We start from the raw sequence: 15,454 nt of genomic DNA on the forward strand, positions 1-15,454 counted from the left end.
ACTAGGTGACTCGGTACGCGTGCAGCACTGTTTGCTCGACCTTGTTCCCTGCCTCGTCGGCCGCAGTCACGCGCAGCGACGCGTAGCTGTTCGAGACCTGGTTGGCCTCCAGGCCGTACCAGATGTCATTGCCTGGATAGACCGGGATTTCCCGCCACGACGCCCCGTCGTCGAAGGACACCTCGATCACCACATCGGTCACATTGGCCGATGCGCTGCCAGGATTGCGTTGCAGCATCACGGGAATGACCAGCAACTGGTTCACTTTGACGGCGTTGTTCGCGTCCACGTTGGGCGCGATCCGCACGTTCATCAGCGGCAAAGCCTGCGCCTCCTGGGTTGCCGCTGAGCGGAACGTCCAGGCGGTACTCGTCTTGGTGGACAAGGGGAACAGCTTCTCGTCCAGTTGCAGGGACAGCTCGGCCCGATAGGTCGACTCCGCGTCCGGCAGCCCCTCGAACAGGCTTTGGAACATGTCCGGCTTCTCGGCGACCAAGGCGCCATCTCGGTACAAAGCTATACGGCTCTTACGATCCCCGCTCATCGGGTACCCGGTCCGGCCAGTGGTGGAGTCCACATAGGGCGCGGCGAAGATGTTCATCTTGTCGCCGGTCCGGGTCGACCGATAGGACGCGGGCGCGTCGGCGGAGTCGAACCCGGGCGTGAACACCGCCCTGTTCCAGTGCCGGACGACGCTTGTCCCCGGTTTGAGGGTCTCGCGCCTGCTGTACAGGTTGCTGATCTCCCGATCGGCGTCTTTGTCGCGATACTGCGCGAAACTCTGTTCCCAGGTCCGTCCCGTCTGGAAGTAGTCGGTCCGGTGGAACGGCAGGTGCACCCCGATCGGCCCGCCCGCGGCGGTGTGACCGAGGCCGTCGAGATACCCGAGAGTCCATGTGTACGCGAACTTCCCGGCTTCGGTCGCGTGGTAGTGCTGCCGGACTTCAGCCAGTTCCTCCTGCTTGACCACGGGCTCGAACCCGGTGGGGTACGTGCCGTGGTCCTGCCACAGCAGGTGATACATCACCGGGGACTTGGTGAAGTCCATTTCCTTGTCCGGTTCGGCGAGTTTGAACGCCATCCAAGCTTCGAGGTCTTCCGGTGGCAACGGCTCACCTTGGTAGAAGCTGTAGAAAGGTGTTCCGTCATACAGAATCGCGCCGGTCAGTAGACCACCACGGCCGCCGCCAAGGGGGAAGGACCTGATCAGGCCGACATCCAGCAGTGCGGCGCCGACTTTCGCGTTCGGTACGACCGGTTTGACGAGCTTCGCTTGCCGGGCGTCCAACGTGAGGTCTTGATCGCGGTCCAACGTCAGCACGGGAACGATGATGTGGCTGTAGCTGTCCTTGGCAGGCACATGGCTGTCCACAATGTACCGGCCTTTGGGACGGCGGAGCACCACCGAGCCGTCCATGTCGAACGGGAAGAATGACTGCCCGGAGTCCATTCCGAGCATGACGGCCGAGACGATCGGCGCGGGCTTGCCGTCCCTGCCGGTCTGCGTGACCCGCAGGTCGTAGCTCTCGACCTCTTTGTTCACCGTCAGCGGTGTGACAACCCTGGTCTCACCGGCCGTTGCGATCAACCTGCCGGTGATGTGCCCGTCCGGCCCGGTCCGGGTGTCCGCGGTGACGGTCGCCGTGGCTTCACCGCCTGCCGGGACAGTGAGTTCGTTGGGTGCGACGCTGTAGGGCGAGGCAGTGGCCAGACTCAGGGTGACTGGCGTCGAGCCGGTGTTGCGGTAGGTGATCGTGCCGCTGACTGGCTTGTCATCGTCGTGCGGCCAGCGTTGCAGGCCAAGGTTGACCGAGTTGTTGACAGCGACCACGGTTTGTTTCGTCGCACGAGCGACATCCAGCCGGCCAGCGCCGACCATGTGCGCGTCGAATTGGAGAGGCGTGGCCGACGAGACCAAAGTGGACTTCAGCTCGGCCGACTTGGTACCGGGTCGTTGCTGGGCGAGCAAAGCCGCAGCACCGGAGACGTGTGGCGTGGCCATCGACGTGCCGCTTGACCGGGTGTAGAACTTGTCGATCGGTTCGGATTCACTGTTCTTGGCCAGCGCGGCGACGATCGAGGTTCCTGGCGCGGCGATCTCGGGTTTGACAGCGCCGTCGATGCGTGGGCCACGACTGGAGTAGAAGGCCTCGTCGTCCTTCTTGCCCACTGCGCCAACGGAAAGCGCGGCATCGGCCGTACTCGGCGAGCTGACCGACTCCGGACGCGGCCCTTGGTTGCCTGACGCGACAACGAAAAGGGCGCCGGTCTCGGCGCTCAGCTCGTTGATCGCGGCTTCCAGCGGGTCGATCTCCTCGGCGTCCGGCCCGCCCAGGCTCAGGTTCACCACCTGGGCCTTCTTCTCGCGCGCGGCCCACTCCATGCCCTTGAGGATGGCGCTTTCCGGGCAGCCCTCGTCATCGCAGACCTTGCCGATCACCAAGGTCGCTTCTGGTGCGACGCCTTTGTACTTCCCGTTCGACGCGGCACCGCTGCCCGCGATCGTCGAGGCGACGTGGGTGCCGTGGCCGTTCTTGTCGTCGGCCTCTTTGTCTTTGTCATCGGTGAAGTCACGCCTGTCGGCGATCCGGCCGGCGAAATCCTTGTGCGTGGCGTCGATACCGGTGTCCAACACCGCGACCGTCACGCCCTTGCCGGTGAAGCCCGACTGCCAGACGGCAGGTGCACCGACCTGCGGGACACTCTCGGCGAGCGCGAGTTCGCGTTTGCCGTCCAGCCAGACCTTGTCCGGGCTGGTCAACAGGCTCGGCCACGACTGGCCTTTGGCCGCGGTCATGGCGTTGCCCTCGATGATCAACGGCACGCTCGGGGTCTTGGCGTAGCCGAAGTCCTTGAGGGAGGTGAGGTCGAACAGCCGCCGGTCCAGCGTGCCCGCCGCGACCCGCTCGATCGCGTCCAGCGGGATCACATAGCGGTGACCTGCGACTTCGTACGTCCGGAAACCCATGCCCCGGCGGCCTTTGCCAGGCACAGGCGAGACCGCGTTGCCTCTCAGCAGCACCTGGTCGCCGGTCACCAAGGTGATTTCGTCCGTCGACGGCTCACTCGCCGCATCCGGCGCAAGGATCGGCATCAACGTGAGGACAAGGGCGGCTGCGAGTACGCGTCCCAACACGATCTCCTTCCGGAGCTGTTGGGAAGTTGTTTACCGCAAGTGCCCGGCGTAAAGACAGACCGCAGCGGCGGTTGCCAGGTTCAAACTCTCCGCTTTCCCGAAGATCGGAACATTCACCACGTCATCGACGGCGTCGAGCACTTCAGGATCCAGCCCGTGCGCCTCGCTGCCGAACACCCATGCGGTCGGCTGGCTCAGATCGACCCGCGTGAGATCGGTCTTGGCGTGCCCGTCGGCCGCGACCAGCCGCAACCCGGCTTTGCGGCAGGCGTCGAAAACAGCTGTGATGTTGCGGGAACGAGCCAGCGGCAGGTGGAAGACACTGCCGGTGGAAGCACGCACGCACTTGCCGTTGTGCGGATCGACGGTGTCACCGGCGAAGATCACGGCGGATGCGCCCGCCGCATCAGCGACCCGGGTGACCGTGCCCGCGTTGCCCGGATCGGACACGCCGACGAGCACAGCGACCAGCTTGGGTTCGGCGAGGGCCTCGTCCAGCGAAACGTCGAGAAGTTCGCAGACCGCGACAATGCCTTGCGGGGTCACGGTTTCCGAGAGCCCATCGGCGGCTCGATCGGTCACAGTGGACACCGGGACGTCCGCGGCGCGGGCCTCGTCGACGAGTTCGGAGTTGCGGGCAGCCGCGATCTCGGTCACGAAGACCTCGTAGACCTGGCCGTACCGCAGAGCTTCCCGGACGGCCTGCGCGCCCTCGGCGAGAAACCGGCCGGCCCGTTCCCTGCCCGCGCGTTTGGTCAACTGCCGGGCAGCAGCGACCCGGGGCGTCCGCTCGGTGCAGAGCTGGACCGCCCCGGGTCGCTTGACGTGCTTGTTCAGGCCTTCTCCTGCGCCGGAACGTTCGCGCGGGACACCTCGACCAGCGCGGTGAACGCGGCCGGGTCACTCACTGCGAGCTCAGCGAGGATCTTGCGGTCAACCTCGACACCAGCGACCTTCAGGCCCTGGATGAAGCGGTTGTAGGTCATGCCGTTCTGACGCGCCGCGGCGTTGATCCGCGTGATCCACAGCTGCCGGAAGTCACCCTTGCGGGCGCGGCGGTCGCGGTAGGCGTAGTTCAGCGAGTGGAGCACCTGCTCCTTGGCCTTGCGGTACAGCCGCGAGCGCTGACCGCGGTAGCCACTGGCCAGCTCGAGGGTCGTGCGGCGCTTCTTCTGGGCGTTGACTGCCCGCTTGACGCGTGCCACGGGTCCATCCTGCTTATCTCGATGGGGCGTTGTTCTCCGGCGCCCCGGGTGGTCAAGGAAGTTGAGCTAGGAGCTCAGATGCCGAGCAGGCGCTTGATGCGCTTCTCGTCGTTCGGGGAGACGTCAGTGGTGCCCTCAAGGCGACGGGTCAGCTTGCTGGGCTTCTTCTCCAAGATGTGCCGGCGGCCGGTCATCTCGCGCTTCAACTTGCCCTTGCCGGTCACGCGAATGCGCTTGGCAGTGCCCTTGTGCGTCTTGTTCTTAGGCATGGTCGTCCTCATCTAGGTGCTTCCGCCCGTGTGAAGCGGGCGGAAGCGCTCTCTCTTCGGGTGACCCCGGTTACTTACTCAGCGGGGCCATCAGGCTGCGGCGTCGTCGCCTTGGCCTTCGGCTTGGCGTTCTTGTGCGGCGCCAGAACCATGATCATGTTTCGGCCGTCTTGCTTCGGTGAGGACTCGATGACCCCCAACTCGGCCACGTCGTCGGCCAACCGCTGCAACAACCGGTATCCGAGCTCCGGCCGGGACTGCTCACGGCCACGGAACATGATGGTGATCTTGACCTTGTTGCCGTGCTCGAGGAAGCGAACCACTGCGCGCTTCTTGGTCTCGTAGTCGTGCGGGTCGATCTTCGGCCGGAGCTTCTGCTCCTTGATCACCGTGAGTACCTGGTTGCGCCGGGACTCGCGAGCCTTCTGCGCGCTCTCGTACTTGAACTTGCCGTAGTCCATGAGCTTGCAGACAGGCGGGCGGGCCTGCGGGGCCACCTCGACGAGGTCGAGATCCGCCTCCTGAGCGAGGCGGAGCGCGTCCTCGATACGGACGATCCCGACCTGCTCGCCGTTCGGCCCGACAAGGCGGACCTCCGGCACCCGGATGCGGTCGTTAATACGTGACTCGGAGCTGATGGTGCCTCCTCTTTCCCGAGTACATAAGTCTCTGTGTCCTTCTAGCTGCGGCCTGCGGTGTGACCCCAGTAACGCGTCAGGCCCCGCCGTCATTGCTGACGCGGGGCCCGCTGCCTACACCGATCCACGACGTGCACGCACGTCGCGCCGCAGCAAGCTGACGCTGCTGCGATAAAGACCGGACCCGGACACCTCTGCGGTGACTCGGGTGGGAGCGGGGCTCCACTTGCCGCCCCCGTGGGTACAGGGGCTGGTCGCACGTGGAAGGGTACCAGACCGTGAGTGACCCCGCCGCAGACCCTGCCAGCAGTGACAACGTTCGTGACCTGAGCGACATTCCCAGCGTGGAGGTGATCAGCCGGGCGGCCGTCATGCTCATGTCGGCGGCGGCTGAGCGTCTCGGCCTGGCGGACCCCGATCCGGACGAGTCCCCTCGCCGCGATCTGGACGAGGCTCGCCGGTTGATCACAGCCCTGGCCGGGCTGGTGACAGCCTCCGTCGAGTATCTCGGGCCGCACGCCGGGCCGCTGCGTGAGGGCCTGCAGTCCCTGCAGCGGGCGTTCAGGGAGGGCTCGGCGTTCCCGGACGAGCCTGGTGCAGGTCCGGGCGAGAAATACACCGGTCCCGTGTACTGAAAGGGCGCGTGTGTCGTGTCAGGTGGCTAAGGCGGCGCGATTTGGTGTGGAGCCTCTACGCCGCAAAGGCAGGGAAAAGCGGGCAGGACCTGCGGCCCTGCCCCGCCGACAAGCTTATTTGCGGCGCCCCTCCACACAAAATCACGCCTTCGCTTGTGGTCACCTTCTTTCAGCCTCCGTCCCGCGTTCATAGCAGGCCTTCATAGCACGCCCAGGTGGCATCCTCGGGTCGATGGAGCCACGTTGACCGCACCCAAGGAGCCACATGAAAAGCGGCCCCGGGACGAATCCCTGGGGCCGCTTATTTGTGTTGGGGGTCGGACCCAACTGTGACCCGGCGCCGGTGAGGCGCAGGAGGGGAGGCCAGCGCCGGATCACATGATCTGGTTACTTGCCGATCTTGTCCTTGGCCTTCTTGCCGTCCGGTGCGGAGACGAACCAGGTTCCGCCGACGCCTTCACCGTTGGACTGGCAAGGGGCGGTGTCCTTGGCGTAGTTGTAGACGAGCCAGCCACCGACGGTCAGCTGCTTGGTGCCGTCATCGCGGGTGACCGAACCGATCAGGGACTTGTCGATGCCCTCGGCCACGATGTTGTCCTCGGCCTTCACCGGCGGCCACAGCTTGGCGCATTCGCCGTTGCAGGTGGACGTCTTCGGGTTCACGCCGTCCTTCTCGAAGCGGTACAGGGTGAAGCCCTTGGCGTCGGCGAGCACCTTCCCGAACGGCTTGACGTCCATCGCCTTCAGCACAGTGGTACCCGGCGCGGCAGCTTTGCCGACGTCCTTGGCGCGGGCGCCGTTGACGGCGGAGACCCACCAGGTGCCGCCGACTGCTTCACCCGTGGTGTCGCCGGCTTTGGCGTCCTTCTCGTAGTAGTACATCGGCCAGTTGCCGACGGTCAGCTGCTTGGTGCCGTCCGGGCGGTCGATCGAGCCGACCATCGCCTTGTCGACGCCTTCGAGCGTCATGTTGTCGGAGAAGACAACCGGTGGCCACGCCTTGGCGCACGCGTCGACACAGTTCGACTTCGGCGGCTTCGGGGTGTCCTTGTCGAAGCGGTACAGGGTCTTGCCCTCCGCGTCGGTCAGGATCGTTCCCAGCGTCGCGGATTCCGTCGCCTTGAGGCCCGCGGCGCTCCCGGCGGCGTTTCCGGCAGGTGCGTCATCGACAGGCACCGTCCCGGTCGGCGCTGCGACGGTCGGCGGCTGCTGCTGTTGGAGCTGCCGCTGATTGGCCGCAGGCGTCGCTGTGGGGCTTGCCCCGCACGCCGCGGTGGCCAGCACGGCGCCGACAGCCGCCGCGGTGGCAAGGATGTGCCTCACCCGAGCTGATGCCATGACTAAGATCCCTTCTCCCGCTGATGCCCCTGTGCATCTCTGCGGGGCCGTGGTTGCTCACCCACAACACGAGCTGGGTTCGGCAGCGGTTCAGGCGGATCTGAGAATTTTTTAGGACGGCCCCAAGCCTGCGAAAACAATGCTCAGCGTGCGCGCGCGAAGGTCATCGCTCCAGCCTGCGTGCAGCGCCCCGTGACTGGTCGCGGTCAACAACGCCATCACCTCGTCGAGCTGGACGTCTTCCCGGACCGCACCAGATTCCTGGGCGCGCATGAGGAGCGTGCCGATCGCGTCCCGCATGGCTTGCAGCTGGCGGCCGACCTGGATGTCCACACCCAACAGTTCGACCACGGTCTTCTTGCCAGCGGCCTGTTCCACCACCCCTTCGAAGAAGGTGAACAAGGCTGTCCGCGGATCCCCTTGGGCGGCAAGCGTTTCCGCTTCGCCCGCCAGCCGGTCGGCCAGCTGTTTCATCATCGCGGCGAGCAGGTCGTTCTTGGTCGGGAAGTGCCGGAAGACGGTGCCGATCGCGACGCCCGCCCGCTTGGCTACTTCCTCTGTGGACGCGTCAGCACCGGACTCGACGAAGACTTCCTCGGCCGCGGCGAGGATCTTGGCCCGGTTGCGTTGGGCGTCGGCGCGCATGGAACCCCTTTGACAAGATGAGTCGTCACTCACTATCGTCGAAAGTGAGTCGCCACTCATCTTACCTGGGAGGGTCGATGACACCTCGTGAGGCGTTCGGCAAGATGCGGGACTACTGGCTGACCGGGACCGAGCACTACATCTGGGCACCGGATCTCGTTGTGGAGACACCGTTCGGCGCGACCAAGCGGATCTCGGGCGCCGAGACGTTCCGCGAGATCGCTCGCGCGGGCAGAGCGGCCCTGCCGGTGACGTTCACCGCGTGCAACACCATCGCCATCCACGACACGATCGACCCGGAGGTCATCGTCGTGGAGTACGAACTGGTCGGCACGGTGCACGCCACCGGCGAGGAGCAGTCAGCTCAGTTCATCGGCGTCCTGCGGGTGCGCAACGGCAAAGTCGTGCTGTGGCGCGAATATCAGGACACCGCACGGATCGCCGCAGCCCTGAGTCAGGGCTCGACGGACTGACGGTGGCGGAAGATGTTGCGCGGGTCGTACTTCGCCTTCACCTGCCGCAGGCGCGGGTAGCTTCCCTTGTAGTACAAGGTCGACCACGGCACACCGGACTTGTTGAACGTCGGGTCCTGCAGGTCGATGTCCGGATAGTTCACGTAACACCCGTCGGTCACAGCGTTCGGCACCGGCACGCCACCGGTCGACGCGTACACCGACGAGTAGAAGGTGCGGAACCACTGGAGGTGCTGCGCGTCCTCCGCCGGGTCCTTCCAGTAGACCTGGTACTGCAACTTCATGATGGAGTCGCGCTGCGGCACAGCGGTATCCCCTGATGCCACCGAGTTGATTTTGCAGCCGTACGAGTCGATCTGCACCAACGCGTTGGGGTTGTTGTACTCCGCGGTCAGCGCTTTGTACGTCGCAGCGACTTGCTCTGGCGTGTGCGCCTTCCGCAGATACGCGGACTTGTAGTCGCCACGGAACTCCCAACCTCCGCCGCTCAAGGCGTACGTCCCGTTGAGCCACGGTAACCGCTGTGGCTCTTCGAATTGCGGCAGCGCCGGGATGTGACCGGCCCGCATGATGTTGGCCGTCCGCGGCGCCTGCACGCCGTTGAAGACGTACGCCAGGAAATCGTCGAGCAGCTTGCGTGCGTTCGGCACGGTCGCGTCGGCCTGGGTGGTCATCGCGACCTGTCCGCCGATGGCCTTCGTCACCGGGTCGATCGTGCGCTTGTTCAGCTTCAGCAGGCCGAAAAGCCCGGCGTACGGGGAATCCGGTGCGCTGTTCTGCTCGTGCCACTTGCCGAAGTTGTTCACCACCGTGGTGAAGTCCGCCTCGGTGACGTCCTTCCAGTTCAGTGCCACCGAGTGCAGGAAGATCTCCGACGGCGGCTTGGGCAGGAAGGCCGACGGGTCGGCGCCCGTCGCCGTGCGGGATTTGAGCAGGAACCTCGTCACGACACCGAAGTTGCCGCCGCCACCGCCGGTGTGCGCCCACCAGAGTTCCCGGTTCGGGTCATTGGCCTCACGGGTCGCGATGATCGCCCGCGCTTTCCCGGTCGCGTCAACGACAACGACCTCTACGCCGTACAGGTAGTCGACGGTCAGCCCGAACTGACGGGAGTTCAGACCGTAACCGCCGCCTGTGATGTGGCCGCCCGCGCCGACGGTCGCACACGAGCCGCCCGGGATGATGACACCCCAGACCCGGTACAGCGCCTCATAAACCTGAAAGAGATTCGCACCGGCGCTGACCGAGATGGCGTTCACCGCCGGGTCGTAGCCGATGTCGTCCAACTCGGACAAATCGAGAACAACTTGCTTTCCGTTGTAAACAAAGTCTTCATAGCAGTGGCCACCGCTACGAACCCCGATCTGCTTGCCCGCGGTCACCGCTTCCTGCACCGCCGCAACAACCTGAGCGGTGGAGTTGACCACGCGAACGGCTTCCGGTGAGCCGATCCAGCGCGGATTGGTACCACGGACCATGTCGATGTATCTCGAGTCGCCCGGCCGCACTGTGGTGGCAGGCAGGCTGACCCCAGCCTCGGCTTCCTGTGCCACAGCGGTTGTGCCGAGCGCGCTCGTCGCCGCGACTCCCACTGCCGCGGCACCCGCTCCCGCCAGAAAACGGCGGCGTCCGACCTCACTCATATGGATAGTCACCCCTTTGAGCGTGAAACCCCCCAGCACTTTCCAGACGACCACCGCCCAGGTCAGACGTGCCATGAGTTGATCAGGTTGTTGTGCAGTGCAAAATGTCGTGCTGTCGCCGTAACAGGTCCAGACCACGTGTCATGCTTCACACTGTGTCCAGTCAGCCCAGTTCGCGTAACCAGTCGTCGTCCCTACGACGCGCGCTTTCGGTACTCCAGTACGTGTCCGACAGGGCGAACGAGACCCGCGGGGTCCCGCTGTCACGTATCGCCGAGGACTTGAAGATCAGCAAGAGCAGCGTGCTGCGCCTGACAACTCCCCTGCTCGACACAAACTTGCTCATCCGGGACCGGCAGACCGGCTGGTTCCGGCTAGGCCACGGCGCTTTGCGCCTCGGCCAGGCCTACCTCGCGTCGTTGGATTTGCGCACCGTGGCGGCGGAGCCGTTGCGGCGCATGCAACGCACGCTGGGCGAGACCTGTCATTTAGTGGTGTACGAGCCGCCGGACGTTGTCTACATCGACAAGGTCGAGAACGACCATCAGGTACGGATGGCCTCCCGGATAGGCAACCGAGTGCCCGCATATCGGACAGCGGTGGGAAAAGCGATTCTCGCGTGGCTACCCGAAGAGGCGGTCCAGGCGGCGATAGATCGTGGCCTCACGCCGGTGACCGATCGGACGCTCGCCGACCCTTCCGCGTTGCGCGCGGATCTGCAACGCATCCGGCGCCGCGGCTACGCCATCGACGACCGCGAGAACGAGGAGGAAGTTCGGTGCGTGGCGGCGCCGATCTTCGACCACAGCGACGAAGTGATCGGTGCGCTTTCGGTGTCCTCACTCGCATCCCGGATGAAACCGGCTCGCGTTCGTGAGGTCGGCCCGCTCGTCATGCGCTATGGCATGGAGATCTCCCGCGTCTTCGGCTCGATGAAGGTTCCGGCGGAACTTCCCGCGGAAATCCCCAGGGAGTAACTCGCGGAATCCCCGTACGGTCGCGTCGGCGGCCGTACGGGGATATGGGGTGAACCTTGCTCACGTCGCGTTCGCTGTGGCGGCGCCCGGTCCGCACAGCGCCAGCACTTCGTGCTTGACCAGCGCGAAGTCGATCGGACTGGGTTCGACGTTGCCGTTCTCGTCGAGGCGCTGGTACCAGGTGCTGTTGACCCCGAACGACAGTTGGCGGTGGCCGTCCCGGCTGGACACCGACCGCGTGCCCATGCCGAAGACGCGCCCGTTGTGTCCCCAGAACCGGCCGCATGGCAGGTCGAACGCGTAGATGCCCAGGCCGTAGTCGGCCTTGTCCTGGCCCACCTGCATGGTGACCGTCTTCTGCATCTCGGCGAGTTGTGCCGCGCCGATCAACTCGCCGCGCAGCAGGGCTCGGAAGAACCGGTTGAGGTCGTCCATTGTGGACATGATGGCCCCGGCCGTGCTCGCCCACGACATGTTGTACACGCTGTAGTCGCGCGGCGGGTCGACCAACCCGAACAGCGACGTGTACGCCTTGGAGTGTGGCCCGGGCAGGTGCGGCGTGCGCGGGAAAGATGTGTGCCGCAGGCCAGCGCGGTGGATCACCTCGCGGGTGATGTAGCGCTCGGCGTCCTCGCCGGTCACCTTCTCCAGCAGCAGGCCCGCGAGCACGTAGTTGGTGTTGGAGTGGGAACCGGGCACTGTCCCTGGCTCTCCGGTCGCGGCCCCGTCCAGGCCCAGCCTGGCGAGCTCTTCGGTGGTGAAGGCGCGGAAGCGGTTGTCGTCCAGACTGGTGAGCGAGCCTTCCGGCACCGAGGGGAACACCTTGGCCAGGTACTCGGCGATGTGGCTGGTGTGGTTGAGCAGCATGCGCACGGTGATCTTCTGGCCGCGTTCGCCCGGGACCAGCTCCGGCAGGTAGCGGCCGACCGGGGCGTCCAGCTCGATGGCGCCGCGCTGCACCTGCTGCAGGACGGCTACGGCAGTGAAGGTCTTGCTGACGCTGCCGATCCGGTGGACCATGTCCGGCTGCACCGGGCGGCCCGTGTCGATATCCGCCACGCCGGAAGCACCCCGCCAGGTCCGGTCCCCGTTGCGGACACTCGAGTAGATGCCGTACATCCCGGCTTCGCGCACCGCCTCCAGCGACTGCTGGAGCGCCTGCCTGTCGAGCTCTCCACCCGAGGCGGCGGTTGCACCCGGAGCTGCCAGGGTTCCTGCCGTGAGCAACGCGCTCGTCACGGCCACGATGGCAATCTGTCTGCCACAACGTGTGAATCGGCAAGAAATCATGCTCGTCAGCATGATCCGGGCAGGGGTGGCAGGCCAGTCCACCATGTCACCGACTCCGATGACACGAGTCATGCAAACCAATGACATCCGCATCCCGGCCGGGCATGGGGGACCCACTTCAGATCACGTGAGACACCCTCTAAGCGAACACGGAAACGAACACGATCAACAGCGTGTACAGCACGACCGGGAAACTCACGAGCACGGCAACCGCTGTGACCAAGTAGCGAATCGCCTGGCTGCGGATGTTGGCGGTCCATCTCCAGACCAGGAAACCGATCACCACGATCGAACACAGGGCCAAGATCCAAGCGGCCACCGTAATCGTGCCGGCGTACGTCATGTCGATTCCCCTCGCTTCCCGCTGACCGAAGCAGGTTACGGAACGACCACAAGGGCGACATACCTTTCCGCACAATCAGGCGGCGAGCATCGCGATGATCACGACAAGCGGTGGCAGGGCTTGGCTGATCGAGCCACCCACGCCGGTTCCCTTTTCGCGGCCGAGGCCCAGCCGGTCGGAGATGAACAGCATTATTCCCGACAACACCATGAAGCCGCATGTGTAGAACACGAACGCACGTCCGAGGTCCGCGTTCCCACTGTGTACCCAGATCAGCCCGAGGATGGTGCCCGCGGCCAGGAACAGGTTGTAGAAGCCCTGGTTGAACGACCACAGCAGCACTGCGGGCACGTCTTCGGAGCGAATCTTGAAAACACCCCAGTGCACGCCTGGGCGGCGGAAGAAGATCGTCTCCCAGATGAAGGCCAGGATGTGCACGAGTGCAGCGATGCCAGCGAAAACCGTGGCGATGAGAGTCATGACGACACCTCCATGGTGATGCCGTGCGTTGCGGCTACCTCGTACGGGTTTTCCGCGCTGGTGAGGTCACGGAAGAACTTCCCCATGGCATCCGTGAGGCTCAGCGCCAGGAACCTGACCGACGGCGTGTGCACGGTGAAGGTGTGGATCGCGTTCGGCGGGATCGTGATCGACGAACCCGGTCCCATGTCGTAGATCTCGCCGGAAACAAGGACGGCCATCCGGCCGTGCAACACGTAATACGACTTCGGCCATGGCGTGCCGTGCGGTGGTGTCGTCGGGCCCCGGGGTGCGTCGATTTCGAACACCTCGTACGCACCGGCAGTATGTGAGGCGTCGACTTTGACGGTGATCTGGGCGTCGGGTGCGGACAGTTCCAGCCCTTCACCCGCTGTGCTGAAGTGAGTCATGAAACGACGGTAAGAAAGGCTCCCGACGCTCGAAATCCCGGAATTGTGGGATATCGGGCGCGGCGGCCGGAGCGCATACTTCGAGGCATGTGGGAAGGCCTTGCGGATGGCGCCAGACGCGACATCGCCGCACTCGTCAAGGCGGGCCTCGGGGTCGCCGAGCTGCACTCGGCCGCGATCGCCCTGGTCGACCGGGTGGTCCCGGCCGACTTGGCGTGCTGGGCCTCCCTCGATCCGGACACTGTCGCGATCAGCTCGATGACGAGCGGCGCCGCCCGGATCCCGCAGCAATACGAGCCATTGCTCGCAACCTACGAGTACGACGGCAACGAACCCAACACCTTCGTCGAGCTGGCGCAGCGCCCCGAGCCGGTCGCCAGGCTGGAGGACACGGCGCACAGCAGCCGGTTCAACGAGGTTTGGCGGCCGCTGGGGCTTCAGGCAGAGCTGCGCACGATGTTCCGGATCGACGGAACCAACTGGGGCGCGGCAGGGATGGTCCGATCACGCCCGTTCAGCGACCGCGAGGTGGAGTTCATGGCGTCGGTCGCGCCCGCCCTCGCCGCCGCGACCCGGGTGGCGGCCAGATGCGGCGCCAAAGGCGGCGGCGAAGCCGCGATCGTCGTGGTCGACTCATGCGGAACGCCCCGGGCAGTGACCGTGGCAGCCCAGCAATGGCAAGCCGAACTGGACTCGATCGCACCAGGGCGTTTCCTGGTGATGCTGCGCGCGGTGGCTGTCGGCGCACAGGCCCAAGGCACGTTCCGCGCCCGCATGCGAGATTCGTGCGGCGGTTGGATTCTGTTGCAGGGCAGCAAATTGATCTCGGACCCGGATGTTTCGGAAACGGTCGTGACGTTCGAACGTGCTTCCGGCACAGAGCTGCTCGACGTGTTGTTCGCCGCTTACGGTCTGACCACACGGGAACGCGACATCTGCCGCGAGGTGATCGCCGGACGGTCCACTTCGGACATAGCGGCCCGGCTCGCCATCACCGCGCACACCGTCCAGGACCACTTGAAGTCCGTGTTCGGCAAGGTCGATGTGCGCAGCAGAGGCGAGCTGGTCGCGAAACTGTTGAACTAGTTGACGGTCAGGCGCCTGCGCCACCAGGATTCCTGGTCCGACCACAGATCGGGCAACGTGCGCCGACGATATTCCTTGTCCAGAGCCATCACCCGCCGCCGTAGTTCGGCCCGAGCCCGCGGCGGCAACTGAGCCAGCGCGTCCTCAAGCACATCCCGGGCGTTGCGGACATCGTCAAGGCAACAGGACGGGCATGGGCAGTCATCCGGCACCGGGTACAGCGGCCATCGCCGCGGCGGGCTCAGAAACTCTTGGTATCGGCGCAAGGCGCTGCCGACAAACTGGCCTGTGCGCTTCTCCACCCTGAGAATCTCAAGGCTGGTATCGGCGGAGAGCCCGGGAATCCGGCCGGGCGGCCGGTGGCCCCAGACAGGGGCGGTGGGGTGGTCGGCGCGGATCGCGCCTGGCCGTCTACGCGGCATAGCCCTTTCGGCAGGTCGTCATGGTCAACATCCTGCCACGTCCAGGCCCGCCGGGGCGAGCCTGGACGCGAAACACTCAGCCGACTACGGCAAGTCCGTCGATCTCGACGAGCAGGCCGGGCGGCAGGCCGACGTAAACCGTTGTCCGAGCGGGGAAATCGCCGCCGAGGAACTCCGCGTACGCCTCGTTGAACTCGGCGAAGTGGGCCACGTCGGTCAGATACGCGCGCAGCATCACCACGTCCTCGAGCGACGCACCGCCCGCTTCCAGGACTCGCTTGACGTTCGTCAGCACCTGGCGGGTCTGCTCGGCCACCGTGGTACCGACGACCTCGCCTTGCTCGTTGAACGCGACCTGGCCGGCAACCTGGAGGATGTTGCCCTTCCGCACCCCGTGGTTGAGCGGCACGGCGGGTTTCACTGTGCCCTCGGGGTGGATGAAGGTCCTGGCCATGTTTTTCCTC

The 15,454-nt window shown here is 65.3% G+C and carries 18 protein-coding genes; 4 read left to right on the forward strand and 14 right to left on the reverse strand.

Annotated features, from left to right (window positions below; genetic code table 11):
* Position 1: 1 nt before the first annotated feature.
* The 5 genes from B9C43_RS19530 to infC all read right to left on the reverse strand — a co-directional run bounded on the left by B9C43_RS19530 (position 2) and on the right by infC (position 5,248).
* Positions 2-3,133, reverse strand: a complete 3,132-nt coding sequence (locus tag B9C43_RS19530; protein ID WP_143446459.1) for a S8 family peptidase — start codon at positions 3,131-3,133, stop codon at positions 2-4.
* A gap of 33 nt (positions 3,134-3,166) precedes the next feature.
* Positions 3,167-3,973 carry a TrmH family RNA methyltransferase gene (locus B9C43_RS19535; protein WP_084428404.1) on the reverse strand — a complete coding sequence of 269 codons (807 nt, stop codon included), beginning with the start codon at positions 3,971-3,973 and terminating at the stop codon, positions 3,167-3,169.
* On the reverse strand, positions 3,970-4,341 hold the full coding sequence (rplT, locus tag B9C43_RS19540; protein ID WP_033389397.1) for a 50S ribosomal protein L20: 372 nt from the start codon (positions 4,339-4,341) through the stop codon (positions 3,970-3,972). The genes B9C43_RS19535 and rplT overlap by 4 nt, the downstream gene beginning before the upstream one ends.
* Before the next feature lie 74 nt (positions 4,342-4,415).
* Positions 4,416-4,610 (reverse strand): 50S ribosomal protein L35, encoded by a 195-nt coding sequence (gene rpmI / locus B9C43_RS19545; RefSeq protein WP_033389396.1) that lies wholly within the window; start codon positions 4,608-4,610, stop codon positions 4,416-4,418.
* A gap of 74 nt (positions 4,611-4,684) precedes the next feature.
* Positions 4,685-5,248 (reverse strand): translation initiation factor IF-3, encoded by a 564-nt coding sequence (infC, locus tag B9C43_RS19550; protein ID WP_446685421.1) that lies wholly within the window; start codon positions 5,246-5,248, stop codon positions 4,685-4,687.
* A 278-nt stretch (positions 5,249-5,526) separates the two neighbouring features.
* On the opposite strand from infC, the gene B9C43_RS19555 reads away from it, so the two are divergent.
* On the forward strand, positions 5,527-5,883 hold the full coding sequence (locus B9C43_RS19555) for a DUF1844 domain-containing protein (protein ID WP_033389398.1): 357 nt from the start codon (positions 5,527-5,529) through the stop codon (positions 5,881-5,883).
* 387 nt (positions 5,884-6,270) lie between these two features.
* On the opposite strand, the gene B9C43_RS19560 is transcribed toward B9C43_RS19555, so the two are convergent.
* A complete protein-coding gene (locus B9C43_RS19560; RefSeq protein ID WP_084428406.1) occupies positions 6,271-7,221 on the reverse strand; it encodes a hypothetical protein in 951 nt (316 codons plus the stop codon).
* 111 nt (positions 7,222-7,332) lie between these two features.
* Positions 7,333-7,866, reverse strand: coding sequence for a TetR/AcrR family transcriptional regulator (locus B9C43_RS19565; RefSeq protein ID WP_033389391.1), 534 nt, complete (start codon positions 7,864-7,866; stop codon positions 7,333-7,335).
* Between the two features lie 77 nt (positions 7,867-7,943).
* Between B9C43_RS19565 and B9C43_RS19570 the strand changes: the two genes are divergently transcribed.
* Positions 7,944-8,339 (forward strand): nuclear transport factor 2 family protein, encoded by a 396-nt coding sequence (locus B9C43_RS19570; protein WP_084428407.1) that lies wholly within the window; start codon positions 7,944-7,946, stop codon positions 8,337-8,339.
* Here B9C43_RS19570 and B9C43_RS19575 read toward each other — a convergent pair.
* Complete coding sequence (locus tag B9C43_RS19575; protein WP_084429068.1) at positions 8,321-9,982, reverse strand: FAD-binding oxidoreductase; 1,662 nt, start codon at positions 9,980-9,982, stop codon at positions 8,321-8,323. The genes B9C43_RS19570 and B9C43_RS19575 overlap by 19 nt on opposite strands.
* A 143-nt stretch (positions 9,983-10,125) precedes the next feature.
* On the opposite strand from B9C43_RS19575, the gene B9C43_RS19580 reads away from it, so the two are divergent.
* Positions 10,126-10,959, forward strand: a complete 834-nt coding sequence (locus tag B9C43_RS19580; RefSeq protein ID WP_033389389.1) for an IclR family transcriptional regulator — start codon at positions 10,126-10,128, stop codon at positions 10,957-10,959.
* Positions 10,960-11,019: 60 nt separating this feature from the next.
* On the opposite strand, the gene B9C43_RS19585 is transcribed toward B9C43_RS19580, so the two are convergent.
* The 4 genes from B9C43_RS19585 to B9C43_RS19600 form a co-directional block, all read right to left on the reverse strand.
* Positions 11,020-12,204: a serine hydrolase domain-containing protein gene (locus B9C43_RS19585; RefSeq protein ID WP_235038729.1), complete on the reverse strand. Its 1,185-nt coding sequence runs from the start codon at positions 12,202-12,204 to the stop codon at positions 11,020-11,022.
* Positions 12,205-12,388: 184 nt separating this feature from the next.
* Positions 12,389-12,592, reverse strand: a complete 204-nt coding sequence (locus B9C43_RS19590) for a hypothetical protein (RefSeq protein ID WP_084428408.1) — start codon at positions 12,590-12,592, stop codon at positions 12,389-12,391.
* 75 nt (positions 12,593-12,667) lie between these two features.
* On the reverse strand, positions 12,668-13,072 hold the full coding sequence (locus B9C43_RS19595; RefSeq protein WP_084428409.1) for a DUF1304 domain-containing protein: 405 nt from the start codon (positions 13,070-13,072) through the stop codon (positions 12,668-12,670).
* Positions 13,069-13,482 (reverse strand): cupin domain-containing protein, encoded by a 414-nt coding sequence (locus tag B9C43_RS19600; RefSeq protein ID WP_033389384.1) that lies wholly within the window; start codon positions 13,480-13,482, stop codon positions 13,069-13,071. The genes B9C43_RS19595 and B9C43_RS19600 overlap by 4 nt, the downstream gene beginning before the upstream one ends.
* 87 nt (positions 13,483-13,569) lie before the next feature.
* Between B9C43_RS19600 and B9C43_RS19605 the strand changes: the two genes are divergently transcribed.
* Positions 13,570-14,568, forward strand: coding sequence for a helix-turn-helix transcriptional regulator (locus B9C43_RS19605; RefSeq protein WP_084428410.1), 999 nt, complete (start codon positions 13,570-13,572; stop codon positions 14,566-14,568).
* Here B9C43_RS19605 and B9C43_RS19610 read toward each other — a convergent pair.
* Together B9C43_RS19610 and B9C43_RS19615 are read right to left on the reverse strand one after the other, a co-directional pair.
* The gene (locus B9C43_RS19610; RefSeq protein WP_051896949.1) at positions 14,565-14,870 is read right to left on the reverse strand and encodes a hypothetical protein; all 306 of its coding nucleotides are present in this window, start codon (positions 14,868-14,870) and stop codon (positions 14,565-14,567) included. The genes B9C43_RS19605 and B9C43_RS19610 overlap by 4 nt on opposite strands.
* A 196-nt stretch (positions 14,871-15,066) precedes the next feature.
* Entirely contained in the window at positions 15,067-15,444 is a 378-nt protein-coding gene (locus B9C43_RS19615; RefSeq protein ID WP_084428411.1) for a RidA family protein, read from the reverse strand.
* Between the last annotated feature and the right edge of the window lie 10 nt (positions 15,445-15,454).

The organism is Kibdelosporangium aridum (assembly GCF_900176515.1).
Lineage (GTDB): Bacteria > Actinomycetota > Actinomycetes > Mycobacteriales > Pseudonocardiaceae > Kibdelosporangium > Kibdelosporangium aridum.